Source organism: Curtobacterium sp. 24E2 (genome assembly GCF_016925595.1).
Classification (GTDB): domain Bacteria; phylum Actinomycetota; class Actinomycetes; order Actinomycetales; family Microbacteriaceae; genus Curtobacterium.
Genome location: NZ_CP068987.1, coordinates 147,104 through 168,194, shown reverse-complemented (window position 1 = coordinate 168,194; position 21,091 = coordinate 147,104). Strand labels below are relative to the sequence as shown.

General features: G+C 69.7%; 19 protein-coding genes and 1 tRNA gene. 9 read left to right on the top strand and 11 right to left on the bottom strand.

Translation table 11 applies throughout. The features are described from left to right. Positions 1–18 precede the first annotated feature (18 nt). Positions 19–597 carry a DeoR/GlpR family DNA-binding transcription regulator gene (locus JN350_RS00820; protein ID WP_240347459.1) on the top strand — a complete coding sequence of 193 codons (579 nt, stop codon included), beginning with the start codon at positions 19–21 and terminating at the stop codon, positions 595–597. Beyond that, a complete protein-coding gene (locus JN350_RS00815) occupies positions 594–1,526 on the top strand; it encodes an aldose 1-epimerase family protein (RefSeq protein WP_205463248.1) in 933 nt (310 codons plus the stop codon). Before JN350_RS00820 ends, JN350_RS00815 begins: the two co-directional genes overlap by 4 nt. 73 nt (positions 1,527–1,599) lie before the next feature. On the opposite strand, the gene JN350_RS00810 is transcribed toward JN350_RS00815, so the two are convergent. From JN350_RS00810 to JN350_RS00800, 3 genes are all read right to left on the bottom strand, one after another. Next, a complete protein-coding gene (locus tag JN350_RS00810; RefSeq protein ID WP_111085292.1) occupies positions 1,600–1,920 on the bottom strand; it encodes a hypothetical protein in 321 nt (106 codons plus the stop codon). A 187-nt stretch (positions 1,921–2,107) separates the two neighbouring features. Then, positions 2,108–2,533, bottom strand: coding sequence for an SGNH/GDSL hydrolase family protein (locus tag JN350_RS00805; RefSeq protein ID WP_205463247.1), 426 nt, complete (start codon positions 2,531–2,533; stop codon positions 2,108–2,110). After that, on the bottom strand, positions 2,530–2,922 hold the full coding sequence (locus tag JN350_RS00800; protein WP_205463246.1) for a hypothetical protein: 393 nt from the start codon (positions 2,920–2,922) through the stop codon (positions 2,530–2,532). Before JN350_RS00800 ends, JN350_RS00805 begins: the two co-directional genes overlap by 4 nt. A 143-nt stretch (positions 2,923–3,065) precedes the next feature. Here JN350_RS00800 and JN350_RS00795 point away from each other — a divergent pair, with 143 nt between their 5' ends. Next, on the top strand, positions 3,066–3,620 hold the full coding sequence (locus JN350_RS00795) for an SGNH/GDSL hydrolase family protein (protein WP_205463245.1): 555 nt from the start codon (positions 3,066–3,068) through the stop codon (positions 3,618–3,620). Positions 3,621–3,826: 206 nt separating this feature from the next. Here the strand turns inward: JN350_RS00795 and JN350_RS00790 are convergent. Then, positions 3,827–3,899: transfer RNA gene (locus tag JN350_RS00790), tRNA-Lys, on the bottom strand. Positions 3,900–3,952: 53 nt separating this feature from the next. After that, positions 3,953–4,114, bottom strand: a complete 162-nt coding sequence (locus JN350_RS00785; protein ID WP_146249745.1) for a DUF2207 domain-containing protein — start codon at positions 4,112–4,114, stop codon at positions 3,953–3,955. Between the two features lie 125 nt (positions 4,115–4,239). Here JN350_RS00785 and JN350_RS00780 point away from each other — a divergent pair, with 125 nt between their 5' ends. The 3 genes from JN350_RS00780 to JN350_RS00770 all read left to right on the top strand — a co-directional run bounded on the left by JN350_RS00780 (position 4,240) and on the right by JN350_RS00770 (position 6,891). Then, on the top strand, positions 4,240–4,869 hold the full coding sequence (locus JN350_RS00780) for a DNA-directed RNA polymerase subunit beta (RefSeq protein ID WP_173168866.1): 630 nt from the start codon (positions 4,240–4,242) through the stop codon (positions 4,867–4,869). Between the two features lie 544 nt (positions 4,870–5,413). Continuing rightward, entirely contained in the window at positions 5,414–6,013 is a 600-nt protein-coding gene (sigK, locus tag JN350_RS00775; protein ID WP_123293272.1) for an ECF RNA polymerase sigma factor SigK, read from the top strand. Next, positions 6,010–6,891 (top strand): anti-sigma factor, encoded by an 882-nt coding sequence (locus JN350_RS00770; RefSeq protein WP_205463244.1) that lies wholly within the window; start codon positions 6,010–6,012, stop codon positions 6,889–6,891. Before sigK ends, JN350_RS00770 begins: the two co-directional genes overlap by 4 nt. A 300-nt stretch (positions 6,892–7,191) precedes the next feature. Here JN350_RS00770 and pstB read toward each other — a convergent pair whose 3' ends face one another. The 6 genes from pstB to JN350_RS00740 all read right to left on the bottom strand — a co-directional run bounded on the left by pstB (position 7,192) and on the right by JN350_RS00740 (position 14,652). After that, positions 7,192–7,971: a phosphate ABC transporter ATP-binding protein PstB gene (gene pstB / locus JN350_RS00765; RefSeq protein WP_205463243.1), complete on the bottom strand. Its 780-nt coding sequence runs from the start codon at positions 7,969–7,971 to the stop codon at positions 7,192–7,194. A 34-nt stretch (positions 7,972–8,005) separates the two neighbouring features. Next, positions 8,006–9,091 carry a phosphate ABC transporter permease PstA gene (gene pstA / locus JN350_RS00760; protein ID WP_205463242.1) on the bottom strand — a complete coding sequence of 362 codons (1,086 nt, stop codon included), beginning with the start codon at positions 9,089–9,091 and terminating at the stop codon, positions 8,006–8,008. A 13-nt stretch (positions 9,092–9,104) separates the two neighbouring features. Further along, complete coding sequence (pstC, locus tag JN350_RS00755; protein ID WP_205463241.1) at positions 9,105–10,055, bottom strand: phosphate ABC transporter permease subunit PstC; 951 nt, start codon at positions 10,053–10,055, stop codon at positions 9,105–9,107. A gap of 173 nt (positions 10,056–10,228) precedes the next feature. After that, complete coding sequence (locus JN350_RS00750; protein WP_205463240.1) at positions 10,229–11,332, bottom strand: phosphate ABC transporter substrate-binding protein PstS; 1,104 nt, start codon at positions 11,330–11,332, stop codon at positions 10,229–10,231. A gap of 210 nt (positions 11,333–11,542) precedes the next feature. Further along, positions 11,543–12,490 carry an NUDIX hydrolase gene (locus tag JN350_RS00745; RefSeq protein WP_205463239.1) on the bottom strand — a complete coding sequence of 316 codons (948 nt, stop codon included), beginning with the start codon at positions 12,488–12,490 and terminating at the stop codon, positions 11,543–11,545. Next, a complete protein-coding gene (locus tag JN350_RS00740) occupies positions 12,487–14,652 on the bottom strand; it encodes an RNA degradosome polyphosphate kinase (protein WP_205463238.1) in 2,166 nt (721 codons plus the stop codon). Before JN350_RS00740 ends, JN350_RS00745 begins: the two co-directional genes overlap by 4 nt. 206 nt (positions 14,653–14,858) lie before the next feature. Between JN350_RS00740 and JN350_RS18765 the strand changes: the two genes are divergently transcribed. Genes JN350_RS18765 through JN350_RS20410 form a run of 3 tightly spaced genes read left to right on the top strand, consistent with a single transcriptional unit; the run spans position 14,859 to position 21,039 of the window. Continuing rightward, a complete protein-coding gene (locus JN350_RS18765; protein ID WP_240347458.1) occupies positions 14,859–15,320 on the top strand; it encodes a hypothetical protein in 462 nt (153 codons plus the stop codon). Continuing rightward, positions 15,248–19,573 (top strand): DUF6531 domain-containing protein, encoded by a 4,326-nt coding sequence (locus JN350_RS18760; RefSeq protein WP_240347457.1) that lies wholly within the window; start codon positions 15,248–15,250, stop codon positions 19,571–19,573. Before JN350_RS18765 ends, JN350_RS18760 begins: the two co-directional genes overlap by 73 nt. Then, complete coding sequence (locus JN350_RS20410) at positions 19,546–21,039, top strand: RHS repeat-associated core domain-containing protein (RefSeq protein ID WP_461963405.1); 1,494 nt, start codon at positions 19,546–19,548, stop codon at positions 21,037–21,039. Before JN350_RS18760 ends, JN350_RS20410 begins: the two co-directional genes overlap by 28 nt. Positions 21,040–21,091: the final 52 nt, after the last annotated feature.

Here is a 21,091-nt window from a genome sequence, read left to right as displayed (position 1 = left end):
ACCGCGGTCGAGCACCAGGTGGCCAAGGCCGCCATCGGCCGCGCGGCCGCAGCGCTCGTGCGCTCCGGCGAGTGCGTCGTGCTCGACGTCGGTACCACCCCGGCCGCGGTCGCCGAGGCGCTCGTCGCGCGCACGGAGCTGTCCGACGTCACCGTGGTCACGAACTCGCTGACGACCGCCCTGGCCCTCGAGCGAGCCGTGCCGCGGTTCACCGTGATCGTCACCGGCGGCACCCTCCGACCGCTCCAGCACTCGCTCGTCGCGCCGTTCAACAACACCCTGTTGCCGGTGATCGCCGCTGACGTCGTGTTCCTCGGCGGCACCGGTGTCGACGTCGCGCACGGCCTGACCAACGTCAACCTGCCCGAGACCGAGGCGAAGCGGGTGCTCGCGGCCACCGCTCGGCGTACGGTCGTGGTCGCGGACGGGTCGAAGTTCGGCCGGGCCCACATCGGGGTCGTCCGCGCGCTCGAGGACATCGACGTCGTCGTCACCGCCGAGGCCGAAGCCGACGCGGTCGCCACGATCCGGGCGGCCGGCGTCGAGGTCGTCGTCGCCGACGGCGAGGACACAGCCGGAAGGAACCACACCCCATGACCGCAGCACCCACCGGTGGCCAGTACCGCCTGCACCACGCCGGACCGGACGGCGTCGTCGAGGCCGTCGTGACCGAGGTCGCCGCCGGCATCCGAGAACTCCGCGTCGCCGGCTTCGACCTGACCGAGCCGTTCCCCGTCACCGAGCAGCCGCCGGGCGCCAACGGCATCGTGCTCGTGCCGTGGCCGAACCGCGTCGCCGGAGGGGTCTGGGAGCTCGACGGCAAACGACAGCAGCTGGACGTCTCGGAGCCGAAGTACGGCAACGCCTCGCACGGACTGCTCCGCTTCGCGCCGTACCGCGTGGTGTCGCAGACCGAGACCGGCATCGTGCAGGAAGCGACGATCCACCCGCAGCACGGCTGGCCGTTCACCCTCGAGACCCGCGTGCACCACGAGCTCGTCGACGACGGCATCCAGGTGACCCACGAGATCACGAACCGTTCCGGAGCCCGCGCGCCCTTCGCCGTGGGTGCGCACCCGTACCTGCGCGCCGGTGACACCCCCGCAGAGGACCTCGTGGTCACCCTCGACGCCGCCACCGCCTTCACCGTCGACGAGCAGAAGGTGCCGAACGGTTCCGTGTCGGTGGAGGGCACTTCGTTCGACCTGCGGCGGGGGCAGCGTGCCGGTGACGCCGATCTCGACACCGCGTACTCGGACATCACCCCGGACGCCGACGGTGTCCGCCACACGACCTTGCACGGCCCCGAGGGTGACGGCGTGCAGCTCTGGCAGGACACGTCGTTCCCGTACGTGCAGGTGTTCACCTCGCGGGAGTACCCCCGCGGCAACGCCAAGGGCCTGGCCGTGGCGGTCGAGCCGATGACCGCTCCGGCCAACGCACTGAACTCCGGCGAGGGTCTGCGCTGGCTCGAGCCCGACGAGACCTGGACGGGTACCTGGGGCATCCGCCGCGTCTGGTCCTGATCACTCGGCTGCACGGAGAAGGCCCCGCCGGACGTCCGGCGGGGCCTTCTCCGTCGGCCTGCGGAGCTGCTGCTCAGCCGCGGCGCATGCGGAGTGCCTCGACCGCGAGGGACTCGCTGGCGTACCGGCCGACCTCGTGCGCCCAGGCCGGGTCGTCCCCGCGCAGGGCGATGAAGTCCTTGCGCTGTCGGCACACGTAGCCGAGCACCGCGGTGGCCGTCGCGACCTCGATGAAGTCCTTGCGGATGTGCCGGGTCGTGACCTGCGCGTTGCGACGGAGGGTGTCGAGCAGGAGCTCGTTGCTCATCGTCGTGTTGGTCGCTGCGGCGAGCTCGACGATGCGGCGCGCGTCCCCGGTGCTGCTGGTCTGCGTGGCTTCGATGGGCTCGATCACGGTGTACCCCGTTCGTTCGTGGTGGTGCGGTGCTGCAGGATCCGGTGATCGGATCCGGGAACGACACTATCGGCGGCAGCCCAACAGTCGGCTGTGCGCAGGCTGATGTGTGCAGGGGATCTGCCATGAGCCAGCTGGGGGCGACTTGTCCCCCGGTGTACTGATCGGGTGCTCGCCGATCAGGCAGTCAGGAGCAGCGGTCGGACGGGTCAGCGCTGGCGAGCTGTTCGAGCGCGCCGTCGATCTTGTCGGCCAGGTACCGGTAGCCGTCGTCGTTGAGGTGCTGCCCGTCGCCCGCCGCGTAGCTGCCGCTGTTCATCGCCGTGAACCACTGCCGGTCGACCGCGTCCACGAACGGCACGCCGGCGTCCCGAGCGCCGGCTGCGACCGCCGCCGAGATGGCGACGGTGGTCTCCGCACGGGGCTGCGGGGCCGACGGCCCGATCGCGACGACGACCGCATCGGGCCACTGCTGCTTCGCCGTCCGCAGTGCCTGCTCGACACGTTCCTCGAGTGTCGACGCGCTCACCAGCCAGTCGTTCTGGCTGCCCTGCACGATGACCAGCCGGGGGTCGAGCGATGCGTTCTGCTCGATCCGCGCACGGTAGGTCATGGTGGGGAGTGCGACCTCCCGGTGTTCACGTAGCCGCTCCCGGCGACACCGTCGATGGTGGCGTCCCAGCCGCGCTCCGTCGCGAGGTCCTGCGCCCACCCGTGCACGCCGTCGGACGAGCCGCGGCCGACGGTGTACGAGTCGCCCACGATGAGCACCTCCGCGCCTCGGGCCATGGCCGACGACACCCGGGAAGCCGAGACGGTCGACGTCGCCGGGATCGTCAGGCACGCATCGGACACCGCCGGCAGCATGACGAGGAACCCGCCGACGCCGAGTGCCATCGCGCTCAGGGCGACGGCTGGCAGGAGCCGTCGCCTCTTGCGTCGTCGTCTGCGCGGCAACGAACGGGGACCGTCCGGCCATCCGCCGTCGGTTCGTCGGGCCACGGCCGGGATTCTACGCGGCACGGTCCGGACGCCTGCTGACCGGTGAAGGAGTGTCCTCGAACGCGGGCGAGCGCGCGCGGTCCGAGCCGCCGATCGTGGTTTGCTGATCGGGCTCGCACCTGACACCGACCCTGGGAGGCCCCGTGACGACCGTCACCTACGCCGGCGACAGCATCACCAACCCGGAGAACTCGTTCTCGTGGACTCGGTTCCTGACCGGGACGGACCTGCGGCTCGTCGCGGGCGTCGGGATCAGCGGTGCGACGTCGGCGACGGTCCGCAACGCCGCCGCGCCCGTCGACGCGGACGTCCTCGTCGTCATGGTGGGGACGAACGACATCCGCCTCGGTGTGGGCCGGTCGACGATCCGCGCCAACATCGCCGCGATCGTCGGCATCGTGGGCGCCGACCACGTCGTCGTCGCGCAGGTCGCGCCGTCGAACCTCACGGACTACGGCGCCGACCACATCGACCGCGCCGCCGGCGGCTTCGCCCACAACCGCGACCTGGCACGCTTCACCGCCGACAACGGCTGGCTGCTGGTCGATCCCTGGTTCCCGGTCCGTCGCCTCGACGGAACGTACGCGACCGGAGCCGCCGATGCTGACGGCGTGCACCCCACCGTGGCGACCGGCGCCACTGCCGGGGCGCTCCTGTCCAACGCGATCCGCATCGCCGCTGGCGGGGCGTCCGCCTGACGAGCGCGCTGGACTGGACATGTCTGTGGGCCCCGTGGGGCTCGAACCCACGACCCTCGGATGGGAAGCCGGCGTTCAGGAGAGTGTGGGCCCCGTGGGGCTCGAACCCACGACCCTCGGATGAAAAGCCGGCGTTCAGGAGAGTGTGGGCCCCGTGGGGCTCGAACCCACGACCCTCGGATGAAAAGCCGGCGTTCAGGAGAGTGTGGGCCCCGTGGGGCTCGAACCCACGACCCTCGGATTAAAAGTCCGGTGCTCTACCAACTGAGCTAGAGGCCCTCACCCGCAAGGCTAGCGGGTGAGGGCCTCTGGGAAGAACCTGGTGTCGCCGGTCAGCCGCGGCGCCCGGTGAGCGTCCGCAGCAGCCACAGGACGACGGCCACGATGAGCAGCACGATGCCGACCCACAGCAGGAACTTGAGGCTCGCGGTGAAGCCACCGACGAACAGCAGGATGACCGCGATGACGGCCAGGATGATGAGCAACGGGTTCATGGGGAGTCCTCTCCTTCACGTTCGGGAGGAGCGCCTCCCGACGAGACACCGTACCCGCGGCGCTGCCGTTGCGTTCTGGGCGAACGGAGGGCGGGCGTGTCACCGGCCGTGCCTACACTGACGCGGTGCCTCGCGATCACCACCGTCCTGTCCACTTCACCGATGCCGAGTTCGCCGCGATCCAGGGCGGCGAGGACCCGGCCGTCGTGAACCGTGTCGCGCACGAGACCGCGAACGCGCTGCTGCACCGGGTGCGTCAGGACCCGGACCCCGCTGTGGTCGAGCGGCTCGTCACCTACACGGACGTGCACGGCATCGACGCGATCGCCGAACTCTGGGCTCGGGTGGGTGCGCACACCCTGCCGGGTGCCCTGTGGCGGGTGTACCTCGTCCGCACGGTGATCCGGCAGAACCCGGAGGAGATCGCGTACTTCTTCCAGCGCGGCACCGAGCGCATCGGCACGATCGACCAGGCCGTCGCGGGGGCGGAACAGCCGACCGGTCCTGCCGAGATCCTCACCCTGGCGGACCGCATCCTGCACGGGCTGTACACGGGCGACTTCGCCGTGGCGCTCGACCGTGGGGCGGCGTTCTGCCGGCTCACCGCGGCCGGTGCGACTGCGGTGGCGGACGACTCCGACCTGACCGCGACCGGCCGCGCGAGCGAACTGACGCGGCGGGCGCTCCGTCTCACGGAACTGGCGGCCGACCTGACCGAGGCGGCGGCGCTCTGGCGTCGCGAGAGCCTGGACTAGCGAGCGAACGCGCCGGACCCGCACCGGGCCTCCCGGCAGAACGCGGAAGGCAGAACGCCGCAGGGCAGAGAAGAACCGGGCCGCAGAAGCGCCTCTCGGCGCGAGGCCGCTCGAAGCGGCGAATTTTGGAGCCCGGGGCTTGCTGCGGCCCGGCGACGTCAACTCTACGACGCGTCGGCTGAGTCCGCTGCCCTGTTCACTCTCGGTGGACAGATCCGGACCCGGGCGTGCCCGGCAGACGGCCGGTCGCGGCGTCTCCACAACTTCTCGGCATCCGATCCAATCCACCACGGGCACCGCGCCGAATCATCAGCGTGACGGACTTGATGACCGTCACGAACGCGAGGGGCCCGGCGTGACCCGGACCGGTATCCGCCGGTCAATTCCCTGTGGGTCACGCTGGCCTCTCGTCTCGACCGCACCACGCGGCGGCTCCGTCCTACCCGGGGCGGGACCGCAGCACAGCACCACCAGCGCCACGCAGCACCCCTGACAGAACGGCCACAACCGGTCGCCGAAGCACCCGAGAGGAGGGAAACCTGCAATGCTTGCCCTCGTGGATAGCGACACCGAACGCTGGAGCTCGTCAGAGCCAGCCCAGGCATCGCCGGACGACCTCTTGGCGCGGGTTGCCTCCGGTGACCAAGCCGCCTTCGCGGACCTCTACGACGTCCTCTCCGGCCGGGTCCTCGGACTCGTGACGCGGCTCCTCCGGGACCGCGCTCAGTCCGAAGAGGTCACGCAGGAGGTCTTCCTCGAAGTCTGGCAACAGGCCACCCGGTTCGACCGGAAGCGCGGGACCGCCTCCAGCTGGGTCCTGACCATGGCGCACCGCCGAGCGGTGGACCGGGTCCGGGCGTCGCAGGCCTCGCACGACCGGGACACGAAGATCGGTATCCGCGACCTCGAGTCCGGTTTCGACCAGGTGTCCGAGTCGGTCGAGATCCGCATCGAACACGAACGGGTCGGCCGGGCACTGGCCAAACTGACCGAGTTCCAACGGCAGGCCGTGCAGCTCGCGTACTACGGAGGCTTCTCGCACAGCGAGATGGCCGAACAACTCGGTGTCCCCATCGGCACCGTCAAGACCCGTCTCCGTGACGGGATGATCCGACTCCGAGACGAGATGGGGGTGACCTCATGACCGAACGACACGACGACCCCGCCCTGCTGACGGGTTCCTACGCACTCGACGCGCTGTCCGACGATGAGCGCATGCTCCTCGAGGACGTCCTCACGACGTCGCCCGAACTCCAGGCCGAGGCCGACTCGCTGCGCGAGACCGCGCTGCAGCTGGCCTTCGCCGCCGCGCCGATCGAGCCCCCGACGTCGCTCCGCGCGTCGCTGCTGGCCCAGATCGCCACGACCCCGCAGGCTGCACCACTGGCCGACACGGCGGTCGACCAGACCTCGGTCGCCGAGACCACCTCCGTCCAGGAGGCCCGTCCCGAGCCCGCCAGGCACGTCGCCTCGATCGCCGACGGCTCCACCACCGGTGGTCGGGCGACCTCCGAGGCCCGCCGCCGCTGGTTCCAGCGTCCGGCAGCCATGCTCACCAGTGCTGCTGCGGTCGCCGTGGTCTTCCTCGGTGTCGGCCTGGGGGTCGGCGTCGCGAACGGCCCAGCCGACGGACCGGGCACCGGCACCACGCAGGCGTCGAGCGGCCTCGACCGCATCTACGCGGCGTCGGACTTCCAGCGCAGCACCACCAAGGTCGAGGGCGGCGGCACGGCCACGGTCGTGTGGTCGAGCGACCTCGGCAAGTCCGCGGTCATCCTCGACGGTGTCGCCCAGGCACCGATGGGCAAGACGTACGAGCTCTGGTACATCGGCTCCGAGAACGAGGGCGGCACGATCAAGTCGGCCGGTCTGGTCGACGGCGTTGCCGACGGCGTGCACTCGGCCGTGCTGAAGGGCTCGATGTCCGACGGTGCGACGATCGGCATGACGGTCGAGCCGGCCGGTGGTTCGGAGCAGCCGACCACGACGCCGATCATGGCGGTCCCGACCACCTCGGCCTGACCCTCCCGGAAGGTGCCCACGCGATCGATGCGTGGGCACCTTCCGTCGTTCCACGAGACGATCGACGCGTGGAACGTCGGAACATGCGCACGCAACGTCTGCGTGCGCATCGAGCGACGAACCACGAGGCGATCGACGCGTGGATCGTCGGAACATGCGCACGCACGCACCCACCCACGCCGTGCGGCACCCAACCCCGCCAGCCCTGCACCCAGCGCGACCACGAAGGCCCGGTGCGCGTCCGTGGCGGACGTGCACCGGGCCTCCCGGTCGTCCGTCAGGCCGACGGACTGACAGCGATCAACCGAAGCGACCCGAGACGTAGTCCTCGGTGGCCTGGACGGACGGGTTCGAGAACATCGTCGCGGTGTCGTCGAACTCGATGAGCTTGCCCGGCGCACCGGTGCCGGCGATGTTGAAGAAGGCCGTCTTGTCGCTGACGCGCGAGGCCTGCTGCATGTTGTGCGTGACGATGACGATCGTGAACTCCTTCTTGAGCTCCTCGATCAGGTCCTCGATGGCCAGGGTGGAGATCGGGTCGAGCGCCGAGCAGGGCTCGTCCATCAGCAGCACGTCGGGCTGCACCGCGATGGCGCGGGCGATGCAGAGACGCTGCTGCTGTCCACCGGACAGGCCCATGCCGGGCTTGTCGAGGCGGTCCTTGACCTCGTTCCACAGGTTCGCGCCCTGCAGGGAGCGCTCGACGATCTCGTCGGCCTCGGACTTCGAGACGCGCTTGTTGTTGAGCTTCACGCCCGCGAGCACGTTGTCCTTGATGGACATCGTCGGGAACGGGTTCGGACGCTGGAAGACCATGCCGACCTGGCGACGGACGAGCACCGGGTCGACCCCGGGGCCGTACAGGTCGTCGCCGTCGATCTTGACCGAGCCCTCGACCCATGCGCCGGGGATGACCTCGTGCATGCGGTTCAGGGTGCGGAGGAAGGTGGACTTGCCGCAGCCGGACGGGCCGATGAAGGCGGTGACGGTGCGGGGCTCGATGGTGATGTCGACACCCTCGACCGCCTTGAACTTCGAGTAGTAGACGTTGAGGCCGTCGACCTCGATGCGCTTGGACACGTTGATCCTTCTGGTGGGTGGGGAAGTGGGTTCGCTAGCGCGAGAGCTTGGGGGCGAAGAGTCGGGTGACGAACCGGGCGAGCAGGTTGAGCGCCATCACGATGAGGATGAGCACCAGCGCGGCGGTCCAGGCACGGTCGACGAACGGCTGCGGGTTGGCGCCCTGCTGCGAGTACTGCGTGTACGCGTACACCGGCAGGGTCATCATCGGGTCCTTGAACAGGTCGTAGTTCATGCTCGCGGTGAAGCCGGCGGTGACGAGCAGCGGAGCCGTCTCACCGATGACGCGGGCGATGGAGAGCATGACGCCGGTGGTGATGCCGGCGAGCGACGTGGGCAGGACGACCTTGAGGATCGTGAGGTACTTCGGCACCCCGAGGGCGTACGACGCTTCGCGGAGCTCCATCGGCACGATCTTCAGCACCTCTTCGGTGGAGCGCACGACGATCGGGATCATCAGCACCGACAGGGCGACGGAGCCGACCAGTCCGAAGCGGGCGCCCGGGCCGAGGAACAGCGCGAACAGCGAGTAGGCGAACAGACCGGCGACGATCGAGGGGATGCCCGTCATGACGTCGACGAAGAACGTGATGCCCTTCGCCAGTGCGCCGCGGCCGTACTCGACCAGGTAGATCGAGGTGAGCAGACCGATCGGCACCGAGATGAGCGCCGCGAACAGGGTGATCTCGAGCGTGCCGACCAGCGCGTGGATCGCGCCGCCGCCCTCGGAGATCACGCCGCGCATCGAGTACGAGAAGAAGTTCGCGTCGAAGCGGGCCAGGCCGTCGGCGATCACGGTCCAGAGCAGCGACACCAGCGGCAGGACCGCGATGACGAAGGCGGTGATGACGAGCGACGTGATCAGTCGGTTGACGGCCTGACGACCGCCCTCGACGATGCGCGAGACGACCACGATCAGGACGTCGAACAGGACGGTGCCGAGGAACAGCGCGGCGACGACGTTGAAGTCCTTGACCGCGCCACCGGCGTTGAGCAGGGCGAACACGGCCACCAGGGCGACCCAGCTGCCGACCAGCAGCAGCCACGGCACCGAGCGGTGCAGCTTGCCGTTGGCGTAGACGTTGCCGGCGGTGCCGGTCTGACGGAGCGCGAGGGACATCGGGTGCGACCTCTCAGCTGACCCGCGTGCGGACGATGTACCGCGCGAGCATGTTGATGACCAGGGTGATGACGAACAGGATCAGGCCCGTCGCGATCAGGGCGTTCAGGGCGGTTCCCGATGCCTCGGCGAACTGCAGCGCGATGTTCGCGGCGATCGTCGAGGGGTTCTGCGAGGTCAGCATCTGGAAGGTGACGTTCGTCGAGACCGACAGCACCAGGGCGATCGCCATCGTCTCGCCCAGGGCACGTCCGAGCCCGAGCATGATCGCGGAGACGATGCCGGACTTCGCGAACGGCAGCACGGACAGGCGGATCATCTCCCAGCGCGTCGCACCGAGGGCCAGGGCGGCTTCCTCGTTGAGCGTGGGCGCCTGCAGGAAGATCTCGCGCATGACCGCCGTCATGATCGGGATCGCCATCACGGCGAGGACGATCGACGCGGTCAGGATGGTACGGCCGGTGCCGGACACCTGGCCGGAGAAGAGCGGGAACCAGCCGAGGTACTCGTTCAGGAAGGCGTAGAACGGCTTCACGAACGGTGCCAGCACCACGATGCCCCAGAGGCCGTAGACGACCGACGGGACCGCGGCGAGCAGGTCGATGACGTAGCCGAGCACCGGCGCGAGGCGTCGCGGTGCGTAGTGCGAGATGAACAGGGCGATCCCGAGCGCGAGCGGGACCGCGATCACGAGCGCGATAAGCGCGGACCAGACGGTGCCGAAGACCAGGGGGCCGACGTAGTCCCAGAAGTTCGTGGCGTTGTTCGGCAGGTCGCCGACCTTGGCGGCGAACGCCGGGATGCTCTGCCAGACGAGGAACGCGGCGACGAGCACGAGCACGAAGAGGATGAGGCCGCCGGCGATCACCGAGGCGGCGGAGAACACCCGGTCGCCGACGCGGACGACGGCCTTCGGCTTGGTCGGGGTGACGGTGGCCCCTGGCTGGGCCGGTGCGGTCGTCATGGGACTCCTGTCGGAGGAACGCCGGGGAGGCGACGGGTTCGGGTGGTGGAGCGTGGAGCGGGGTGCCGGTCGGACGGGCGCTGGCGGTGGGAGCCGGGCTGCTCACGTCGCGACGAGCAAGGGCCCGGACGCCGGTCAGGTGGGTGGGACCGGCGTCCGGGCGCTTGGGGGTCTTACTTGATGGAGTCGACCGCGGCAGCGGCCTTGTCGGCCAGGTCGGACGACAGGGCGGCCGACTTGGCCTCCTTCGCCGCAGCGTCCTGGGCGTCGCCGGAGACGACGTAGTTCAGGAAGCCCTTGACCAGGTCGGCCTTGTCCGAGTCCTTGTACTCCTGGCACGCGATGGCGTAGGAGACGAGGACGAGCGGCCAGGCGCCGTCAGCGGTGTCCTTGCGGTCGATGTCGATCGCGAGGTCGTTGTCCTCGCGGCCGGTGGCGACCTTCGAGTCGGCGACGACCTGTGCGGCGCCGTCGGCTGAGATCTCGGTGGCCTTGTCGCCGACCATCAGCTTCGCCTTGTCGAGGTCACCCGCGCCGGAGTCGTCGATGTAGGTGATCGCGTTGGTGGCGCTGCCCATGGCGGAGGCGACACCGGAGGTGCCCTTCGCGCTGTCGCCGACCGAGTACGGGAAGGTCTGGCTCGGCTCTTCGGTCCAGACGTCGCCGGCGTTCGCGGAGACGTACTCCGAGAAGTTCTGCGTGGTGCCCGAGTCGTCGGAGCGGTGCACGACCGTGATGTTCGCGTCCGGCAGCTTCGCGTCCTTGTTCAGCGAGGCGATCTGCGAGTCGTTCCACTTGGTGATCTTGCCCGAGAAGATGCCCGCGATGGTCTTCGCGTCGAGGGTCAGGTCGCTGACGCCGTCAACCTTGTAGGCGATCGCGATCGGGGAGATGTAGACCGGGATGTCGATGGCCTTGGTGTCGGCCTTGCACAGGTCGAAGGAGCCCGAGAGCTCCTCGTCGTTCAGTGCTGCGTCGGAGCCGGCGAAGTCCGCGGCGCCCGAGATGAAGTTCTTGCGGCCGGCGCCCGAGCCGTCGGGCGAGTAGTTCACCGTGACGCCCTTGGCGACGTCCTGGAAACCGGCGGCCCAGGTGGCCTGCGCGGTCTGCTGGGCGGAGGAGCCGGAGCCGGTCAGGGTGCCGGTGAGGCTCGAGGAGCCGGAGTTGCTCGAGGAGGACTCGGTGCTGCCCGCGTCCTCGTTCGCCGCGCACGAGGAGAGCACGACTGCGCCGGCGATCGCGATTGCTGCGATCGAACCGATTCGCTTGATGTTCACAGGGGTCCCTTCGGGGATGGGGTGCAGTGGGACCACTGCGGTCCCTGGGCCGGTGCCGACCCGGGAGCGACTGTAGGGACGCGAGGTGACGGGGATCACGCGCGTTGGTGAACGGAAGGTGAACGAGGGGTTGTGCCGACCGGGAGGCGCGGATCGCGTTCCGGGCGCGGCGGACGCCCGGCCCGTGGCCGGGTGCAGGGCGTGCGGTCGCTACGCCGGGATCGTGTTGCGGTGCGTCTCGACGGCGACGAGCGTCTCGCCGGCGATGTGCATCACCGAGAAGTCGCCGACCGACAGCATCGCGGCGCGGCGCAGGTCGAACCGGCCCGAGTCGTCGGCGGTCGCGGTGGCGATCCGGGCGATGATGTCGGGGAGCACCGGGCCGTGTGAGCAGAGCACCGTGCTCTTGCCCTTGTCGAGCCGACGGCGGACGACGCCCTTGACGTCGGCGGCGCCGCGGTCGTGGGCGTCCTGGCTGATGTCGGGGGTGCTCGAGACGCCGAGCTTCGTGGTGGCGGACAGCGGTTCGACGGTGGCGAGGCACCGGGCCGCCGTGCTGCTCACGATCTTCTTCGGGCCGAACGCGGCGACGGGCGACGCGGCGGCCTTGGCCTGCGAACGACCGACGGGCAGGAGTGGACGGGTGGCGTCCGGGCCGTTCCAGTCGGAGCCGGGCACGGTCTTCGCGTGCCGCAGCGCGATCAGGGCGAACGTGCGGTGGTGGCCGGCGGCGGCGCGCTCGGCGAACCGGTCGAGGATCGCCACGTCGCGTTCGTACGTCAGGCGGTTGCGGGCGTCGTCGATCGTGACCCACTCGAGGGCGGCGACCTCGTGGTTCGGGGTGAAGTCACCCGCGCGGGCGTACTCCTTCGACGAGACGCGCGCAGCCCAGTAGTGCACGACCTTGTCGCGACCGTTCGGCAGCACGTACTCCGCGGTGCCGAGCGGTGCACCGAGGTGCACGCGGTACCCGGTCTCCTCGTCGATCTCGCGCACGGCGGTCGTCGGGACGGCCTCGCCCGGGTCGACCTTGCCCTTGGGCAGTGAGACGTCCTTGTGGTGGTCGCGGTGGATGAGCAGCACGAGGGGCGTGCCGTCCTGTTCGCGCCAGACGACTGCGCCGGCAGCGAGGACGGGGCCCGAGGGACCGCCGCTCACCGAGTGGAGCGCTTCCGAGCCGAGATCTTCCGCATCGTCACATTCTGCACGTCTTCGAGCGGGCGACCGTCATCGTCGGTCGAGTGGCGGGTCCACTCACCGTCGGACTCGAGGTGCCACGAGCTCGCGGTGTCGGCCATCGCCAGGTCGAACATCGCCAGCACCTCGTCGATGTGGTCCGGTGCCGTCAGCCGCACGAGCGCCTCGACGCGGCGGTCGAGGTTGCGGTGCATCATGTCGGCGCTGCCGATGAAGACCGCCGGGTCGCCGTCGTTGTGGAACGCGAACGCACGGGAGTGCTCGAGGTACCGCCCGACGATGCTCCGTACCCGGATGGTGTCGCTCACGCCTTCCATCCCCGGCTTGAGCGAGCAGATGCCGCGCACCCAGATGTCCACCGGCACGCCCGCCTGGCTGGCCAGGTACAGGGCGTCGATGATCTGCTCGTCGACCATCGAGTTGACCTTGATCCGGATGCCGGACGGCTTGCCGGCACGGGCGTTGTCGGACTCGGTCTGGATCCGCTTGAGCAGCCCCTTGCGCAGGTGCAGCGGCGCGACGAGCAGCCGCTTGAACTTCTTCTCGATCGCGTAGCCGGACAGCTCGTTGAACAGGCGCGTCAGGTCCTTGCCCACGGTGTCGTCGGCGGTGAAGAGGCCCATGTCCTCGTAGATCCGCGAGGTCTTCGGGTTGTAGTTGCCCGTGCCGATGTGGCTGTAGTGCTTGAGCGTGCCGCCCTCTTGCCGGATGACGAGGACGAGCTTCGAGTGCGTCTTCAGCCCGACCAGGCCGTAGACGACGTGCACGCCGGCCTTCTCGAGCTTGCGGGCCCACGTGATGTTGTTCTGCTCGTCGAAGCGCGCCTTGATCTCGACGAGCGCCAGGACCTGCTTGCCCGCGGCGGCCGCGTCGATCAGGGCCTCGACGATGGGGCTGTCACCCGAGGTGCGGTACAGCGTCTGCTTGATCGCGAGCACGTGCGGATCGGCTGCGGCCTGCTCGAGGAACGCCTGCACGCTCGTCGCGAAGGACTCGTACGGGTGGTGCACGAGGACGTCGTTCGCCTTGATCGCGCGGAACAGGTCGGGCTTCGTGTTCGGCTCACCGGGCTGGAACTGCACCGGGGTCGTCGGCACGTGCTTCGGGTAGTGCAGGTCCGGGCGGTTGATCTTCGAGAGCTCGAACAGGCCACCGAGGTCGAGCGGCGACGGCAGCCGGAAGACCTCCTGCTCGGTGATGTCGAGTTCGCGCACGAGCAGGTCGAGGGTCACCGGGTCCATGTCCTCGGTGATCTCGAGGCGGATGGGCGGACCGAACCGGCGACGCAGCAGTTCGCGCTCGAGGGCTTGGATGAGGTTCTCGGCCTCGTCTTCCTCGATCTCGACGTCCTCGTTGCGGGTGACCCGGAACACGTGGTGCTCGAGCACCTCCATCCCCGGGAACAGGTCGTCGAGGTGGTTCGCGATGAGGTCTTCGAGGGGGATGAAGCGCATCCGGCCGGAGTTGTCGTCCGGCAGCTTGATGAAGCGGGAGAAGTTCTGCGGCACCTTGAGGCGCGCGAACTCCTGGCGCTGCGACTTCGGGTTGCGGACCCGGACCGCCAGGTTGAGCGAGAGCCCGGAGATGTAGGGGAACGGGTGCGCCGGGTCCACCGCCAGGGGCATGAGCACCGGGAAGATCTGTTCGTTGAAGTACTCGCGCATCCGGAGCCGATCGGCTTCGTCGAGGTCGGACCAGTGCTCGACGTGGATGCCGGCGGCGTCGAGGTCGGGCTTGAGCGACCCGATGAACGCCTGGGCGTGCCGGTCCTGCAGCTCGTGCGCCTTCTTCGCGATGTCGCGCAGGACGTCGCTCGGGGCGCGGCCGACGTTCGTCGGCACGGCGATGCCGGTGTCGATGCGGCGCTTCAGGCCCGCGACCCGGACCATGAAGAACTCGTCGAGGTTGGACGCGAAGATCGCCAGGAAGTTCGCCCGCTCGAGCAGGGGCTGCGTGCGGTCCTCGCCCAGCTCGAGCACGCGCTGGTTGAAGCGCAGCCAGCTCAGCTCGCGGTCGAAGTAGCGGTCCGACGGCAGCGACTCGTGCTCGATCTCGACGACCTCGTCGAAGTCGTCGAGGTCGGGTGCGACGGATTCGCCGTCGAGCTGCGGTTCGGTGTCCATGTCCACATCCTGCCACCAGGGCCCCTCGGTCGGAGGGCCTCCGGTGGACGCTGTGGAAACCGCGGGTGAACGGACCGTTTGTGAAGGAACGGTCACGATATACGAACGGTGACATCTGCGCCCGTTTGTGGGTATGGTGGGTCCCGTCAGAGCCTCCGGGGGATTCCACTGCGCGGGGGTGCAGCTACGAATGAAAGAGGTTCATCATGTCGCGTGTCCTTTCGACCGAGCAGGCCAAGACCGCCATCCGTCAGGTCCAGTCGATCATCAACGGTGGTTTCACCGACCAGATCTCGCAGCTCGACGCCCAGGGCCGGATCCTGTCCGACTCCAACGTCTGGGACGGCCCGCTCGCGGCGACGTTCCGTGGGTCGACCTGGCCGGAGACCAAGGCCGCCCTCGACAAGGCGAAGACCGAGCTCGAGCAGCTCCGCACGCAGCCTCGACAAGATCTCGCAGGACATCTTCACCGCGGGTGGCGGCGCGTAAGCAGCCACTTGTTCCGCCCGGACCGTCGCGCTCGCGGCGGTCCGGGCGTTCGCGGTCGGTGGGGCCGCGTGACCAGCACGACCAGTACGACTTCGGGGGATGAACCATGGCTGACCTGCACGGCAACGATCCGGTCAAGTTCGACGACGGCACGGCCGACGCACTCAGCACGGCGCTGAACGGCGCGGCCGAGTCGATCGAGGGGCAGGCCGGCTCACGGCAGTCCTACGTCACGACCGCGTCGCAAGAGTTCCGCGGGCACTTCTCCGAGCTCTTCGCGCAGAACGCGTCGACGGCAGCGTCCGACGGTTCGACGATCGCCGCGAACCTCCGCACCGTCGCGGGGTGGGTCGACAAGATGAAGGCCGCTGCCGAGCGGGAGAACGCTCGTCGCAAGGAAGCCCGCGACTGGGAAGCGGAGTACGGCGACCGGAACTTCTTCGAGTGGGTGCACGACAAGGTCGCCGGGGCTCCCGTGCCGCCCACCGTCCACCACGAGGACGCACCGACGTTCGACCAGGCGACCGGACCGAGCACCCCGCGCCAGACGCCGAACCCCGGCTCCGGTGGTGGGGGCGGTGGCGGGACGTCGTCCGCGAAGCCCGCCGACCTCCGCTCGTTCGCCACCGGGTCGTCGACACTGAACCAGTCGCTCGACGGCAAGCCGGCTGGCCTGCGCGGCAAGCTCACCGACTTCGCGTCGAAGTGCTCCTGGGGGCACATCGACGCGACGAGCCTGGTGAACGCCTTCGAGCAGTGGATCACCGCCAACGGCCAGGACGTCACGTGGGCGAACACCATCGCCGACGCGTTCGCTGCTGCCGGCGGTGAAGGCGCCGTCTCCACGGTTTCGGATGCCGCGCTCGCCGCGGCCCTGGCTGCCGCTGGGGTCTCGCAGTCCCGCACCGACCTGCAGTTCGATGCGCCGTCGGCCTACGGGGCCCAGCCGACGACCGGCTACTCGATGGACCCGGTCAACACCACGACGGGCAACTTCCTCGAACCGGAGCTCGACCTCGGGTTCACCGGTGCATCTGCAGCGCTGCAGGTCACCCGCATGTACAACTCCCTCGACCAGCACGTCGGGCTCTTCGGTCCGGGGTGGGCGTCGATCCTCGAGACCCGGCTGCTCATCGACGACGAAGGCGCGTCGTTCGTCGGCGCCGACGGTCGCCAGGTGCGCTTCCCGCGCGACGGCGAGGGGTGGGCCCGCGGCGTCGGCGAGAACCGCTGGCTCGCGGCCGAGGGCGACCGGCTCGTCGTCCGCGACAACCAGGGCGGGCGCATCGACTTCTCGCCGTCCGGGCTGTGGCTCGGACAGCGTGGTGGGGCCGGCACCGCGGTCCGCGTCGAGCGGGACGCCGCCGACGTCGTCGTGCGCCTGGTGCACGAGCGCGGTCGCTCGATCGACGTCGACCACGTCGACGGCCGGGTGGCGGTGCTCCGCGCCTCCGACGGCCGCCGGGTCGAGTACGGGTACGACGATCGCGGCCGACTCGTCTCGGCGACCGATGCCGTCGGCACCCGGATCTACGGCTGGAACGACGACTTGATCACGACGGTCACGAGCGCGGCCGGTGTCGTCGAGGTCGACAACACCTACGACGACCACCGTCGTGTCGTCGAGCAGGTCAGCCCGCACGGCCGCACGGTGCGGTTCGCGTACCTGCCCGGTCGTGTCACGGTGGTGTCCGACCACGACGGCTCCCGGTCCAACTCGTACATCGCCGACGCCAAGGGGCGTCTCGTCGGGGTCATCGACTCCGATGACCGCCGCCAGTCGATGAGCCATGACCGGCACGGCAACCTCGTGTCGGCGACCGAGCGCGACGGGTCCGTCACCGTGCACGCGTACGACGACCGCGGCCGGAAGACCCGCACCGTCACGCCGTCCGGCGGTGACCTGACCTACGGGTACGACGAGCAGGACCGCGTCACGACCGTCGTCACCGAGGCCGGCGCCGTCGTCGCGTACGAGTACGTGGGCGACGACCGCGACCCGTCGGTGATCACCGACCCGGTCGGCGGCCGGACGGAGCTGACCTGGCAGGACGGCGCCCTCACCCGCGTCGTCGACCCGGCGGGCGTGGTCCTGACGCTTTCCCACGACGCGTTCGGCGAGCTCGCCGCGACCACGAACGCCGTCGGCGACACCGCGCGGATCGAGCGCGATCCGGCCGGTCGCCCGGTCGCCGCGGTCAGCCCCTCCGGCGCACGGAGCGAGTACCGCTACGACGCAACTGGGCTCCTCGTCGAACGACGTGACGCCGACGGAGCCGTCTGGCGATTCGAGTACGGCGCCGGCTCACGCATCGCAGCGGTCGTGGACCCGCTCGGAGCACGCACCACGTTCGACTACGCCCCGAACGGCGAGCTCGCGACGACCACCGACCCGCTGGGTCGGCGTGTCTCGCGGACGTTCGACGACCAGGGGAACCTGGCGGAGCTCGCATTGCCGGGCGGCGCGGTCTGGACGTTCGCGCACGACGCCTTGTCGCGCCTCCAGGCCATCACCGACCCCGCCGGCGCCACCTGGCGTCGTGAGTACGACGTCGTCGGCGAGCTGACGGCGACCGTCGACCCGACGGGCGTCCGCCAGGAGTTCTCGGGCGACGTCGCGACCGGCGTCGCGACCCTGCGTGACGCCTTCGACACCGCGACCGTCCGGTTCGACGAGTACGGCCGACCGGTCGAGTCGACCTCCGACGAGACCGGTTCCGAACTCGTCACCTACGACGCTGCCGGCCGACCCGTCGAACTCGTCGACGGCGAAGGCGGCCTGACCCGACTCGAGCGCGACCTCGCCGGCCGTGTCGTCGCCTTGGTCGCCCCCTCGGGAGCGCGCTCGACCTACGAGTACGACGCCTGCGGTCGACCCGCCGCGGCGACCGACGCCGCCGGGGCGCGGACGACGCTCGCCTACGACGCGGACTCCCGCGTCGTGGCCCGGACCCTGCCCACCGGCGAGGTCGAGGAGGTCACGTACGACGCCGTCGGACGTGTGGTCACGCAGACGACTCCAGGTTCCGGCACCGCGCGGTTCCGGTACGACCAGGCCGGGAGGCTCGTCTCCAGCCACGACGCACGCTTCGGCCGTCGTCGGTTCCGCTACGACCCCGCGGGGCAGCTGATCGAGGCCGTCAACGGTCTCGACGGGGTCGCCTCGTTCGAGTACGACGAGCGCGGGCGTCTGGTGACGATCACCGATCCTGCCGGCGGGACCACCCGACGCGAGTACGACGCCGCCGACCGTGTGGTCGCCGTCACCGACCCGCTCGGCCGCACCACCACCGCGGCCTACGACCCCGCCGGGCGCCAGATCCGCCAGACGGATCCCGACGGCCGCACAACGGAGTGGACCCACGACGCGGCAGGCCGACAGCGGGCCGTGCTCGTCGACGGTGCGGTGCAGTCGGAGATCTCCCGAGACGCCGTCCACCGCACGGTCGTCGTGACGGACCACACCCGTGGTGCCGGTCGGACGATCGAGCACGAGCTCCAGCACGACCGCCGTGGCCTGCTCGTCCGCCGTGCCCGAGGCGATCAGTCCGTCGCGTGGGAGTACGACGCCGACGGCAACCGCACGGCTCGGGTCGACCCGAACGGCACCCGCACCACCTACCGTCGCGATGCCGTCGGCCGCGTCGTCGGGGTGGAACGGGACGGCGCCCCTGCCGGCACGTTCTCGTACGACGCCTCGGGTCGGATCGTCCAGGCGGCCACGGGCGAACTGGTGCAGTCGTGGTCGTACGAGGGGGCGCCCTCGTCGCGCACACCTCGACGACGCTCGACGGTGTCACCACCACGAGCATCGAGCGCGATGCCGACGCGCGGATCACCGCCGTCGACGGACCGTCCGGAATGGTGTCGTACGAGTACGACGCCGCCGGGCAGCTCGTCCGCGCCGGGGACTCGACGTGGACCTATGACGACCGTGGGCGGCTCGTCGCCGAGACCGTCGACGGGGCCGAGACACGCCACGAGTACGACGCTGCCGGTCAGCTGGTCGCGACGATCACCGAGGCCGGCCGGACCGAGTACGTCCACGACGGTCTCGGCCGACGCATCCGGCGGACCGCCGCTGACGGATCCACCACCGAGTACGCGTGGTCGGACCTGGGGTACCTCGCTGCCGTCGTCGACCGCGACGCCTCGTACGCCGAGACCGGTCGGCTCGACGTCTGGGTCGATGTCCTGGGTGAACTCGCCGAGGTGGCCGGGGTCGCGGCGTGGTGGGACTCCGCCGCGGTCGTGCCGTCACTCATCAGGATCGCCGACACGTCGCTCCTCGACCTGCCCGGCGGAGTCACCGCGTTCGGCGATGCCGTCACCGAGCCCGCGTGGCGCAGTGCTCGCGCAACCGACGCTGCCGACCCGTGGGCGGCGCTCGCTGCCGTCACCGACGTGGGACTGCCCGCGGGGGTGGCACTGACCGGTTCCGGTGGGGTGTCCGTCGCGGGGCTGGAGTGGCTCGGCGCCCGTGTGTACGACCCGGCGGTGCGGGGCTTCCTGTCGGTCGACCCGCTCGCGCCGATCCTGGGTGCGGCGTGGTCGGGGAACCCCTACTCGTACGCCGGCAACGACCCGTTGCAGGCCGTCGACCCGCTCGGGTTGCGGCCGGCGACGGACAAGGACCTGCAGGCGTACCGGGATGCGAACCAGGGGGCGATCGCGGCTGCCGGGAGCTGGTGGAACGACAACTGGGAGTACGTCGCCGCAGGTGCTGCGATTGGACTGGGTGTCGCGCTCATGTTCACCGGGGTCGGCGGCCCTGCTGGAATCGCGCTCATGGCTGCGTCTGGGGCGTTGCTCAGCGGGGGCGTCTCGGTGGCGTCGCAGAAAGCACAGACCGGAAAAGTAGATTGGGGCAGAGTCGGAGTCGACACTGCTGTGGGCGGCGTGCTCGGTGCAGCCGGTGGCGGAGCAATGATGTTCGGCAAGGCTGCCATGGCAGGCGCACCTGCAGGCCAAGCGGCGCGAGCCGTCGCGGTCAACATGGGTGTCAACGGAGGGGTCGGTGCTGTGAGTGGTGGTGTGACCAACCTTCAGAAGAACGGCTGGCAGATCCGCAACGGGTGGGAGTTTGCGGGGGACGTCGTCGGCGGTGGGGTGACCGGTGCTGCCGGAGGAATGGCTGGTCCGGCCGGGGGAACGATCGCGAAGGAAATCGGGTACTCAGCGTCCGGAGCGCTCGCTCAGGGGACGTCCCTGGTGCTGAGCGGCGCATCAACGGCGGCTGGGACGGCAGTTAGTCAGGTGATCAGCGGGGACGGAGTGGATCTCGGCACTGTGGCGCAGAACGGAGCCACGGGTATGGCGGGCACGTACGTCAGCGGGAGGATCCTCCCGGGTCAGCACGGAGTGGATACTCTTGCGCAGATGCCGTACTTCCACCCGCGAACCCCTCCGGCGCGTTCAACATCTTGCAGAAGAACACGAGCACCTTGTGGGGATCGGCCGTCGGCGGTTCGGTCGTGGGAGGTCTTTTCGGATGACGAGTCGATCAAGCCGTCGAATGCGACCTTGGTTCGTAGATGCTGTTGCAGCCCTCGCTTGCCTGGTAATCGCCTGGTGGCGCTTGCGGAGTGGCCCCCAGGACATCCACGTCCCCGCGGCGATCATTGTCGGTGCCGTTGCTCTCGGCTACGGGAGCGCCGTCGGATTCTGGTCGAAGCTGAACGATCGTCGCCCGGTGGTACTGGCCGTGCTGATGGTGGTTGTGATCTTGGTCTTCATCGGCCTCGTCGGCGCTGCTCGGCCGATTGCGGGTCTTCAATGGTTGTGGCTTCTCACCGCCTTTGCCGGTCTGATCAGTGGCGCAGCGGTCGGCGATCGCGTGAGCCTACGGCTCCGGGGAACTGCGCAACCGAGGATCCAGCGCTGACCAATCCTGTGTGAGCTGCTTGGTACAGACAAGCGGTGTCCGTTGCGGAGTCGGCGGGGCAGTGGG

Excerpts from the sequence above, each read along its gene's own strand:
- JN350_RS00815 (WP_205463248.1), top strand. The coding sequence starts at position 594 with ATGACCGCAGCACCCACCGGTGGCCAGTACCGCCTGCACCACGCCGGA.
- JN350_RS00805 (WP_205463247.1), bottom strand. The coding sequence starts at position 2,533 with ATGACCTACCGTGCGCGGATCGAGCAGAACGCATCGCTCGACCCCCGG.
- JN350_RS00785 (WP_146249745.1), bottom strand. The coding sequence starts at position 4,114 with ATGAACCCGTTGCTCATCATCCTGGCCGTCATCGCGGTCATCCTGCTG.
- sigK (WP_123293272.1), top strand. The coding sequence starts at position 5,414 with ATGCTTGCCCTCGTGGATAGCGACACCGAACGCTGGAGCTCGTCAGAG.
- JN350_RS00770 (WP_205463244.1), top strand. The coding sequence starts at position 6,010 with ATGACCGAACGACACGACGACCCCGCCCTGCTGACGGGTTCCTACGCA.
- pstA (WP_205463242.1), bottom strand. The coding sequence starts at position 9,091 with ATGTCCCTCGCGCTCCGTCAGACCGGCACCGCCGGCAACGTCTACGCC.
- pstC (WP_205463241.1), bottom strand. The coding sequence starts at position 10,055 with ATGACGACCGCACCGGCCCAGCCAGGGGCCACCGTCACCCCGACCAAG.
- JN350_RS00740 (WP_205463238.1), bottom strand. The coding sequence starts at position 14,652 with ATGGACACCGAACCGCAGCTCGACGGCGAATCCGTCGCACCCGACCTC.
- JN350_RS18765 (WP_240347458.1), top strand. The coding sequence starts at position 14,859 with ATGTCGCGTGTCCTTTCGACCGAGCAGGCCAAGACCGCCATCCGTCAG.
- JN350_RS18760 (WP_240347457.1), top strand. The coding sequence starts at position 15,248 with ATGGCTGACCTGCACGGCAACGATCCGGTCAAGTTCGACGACGGCACG.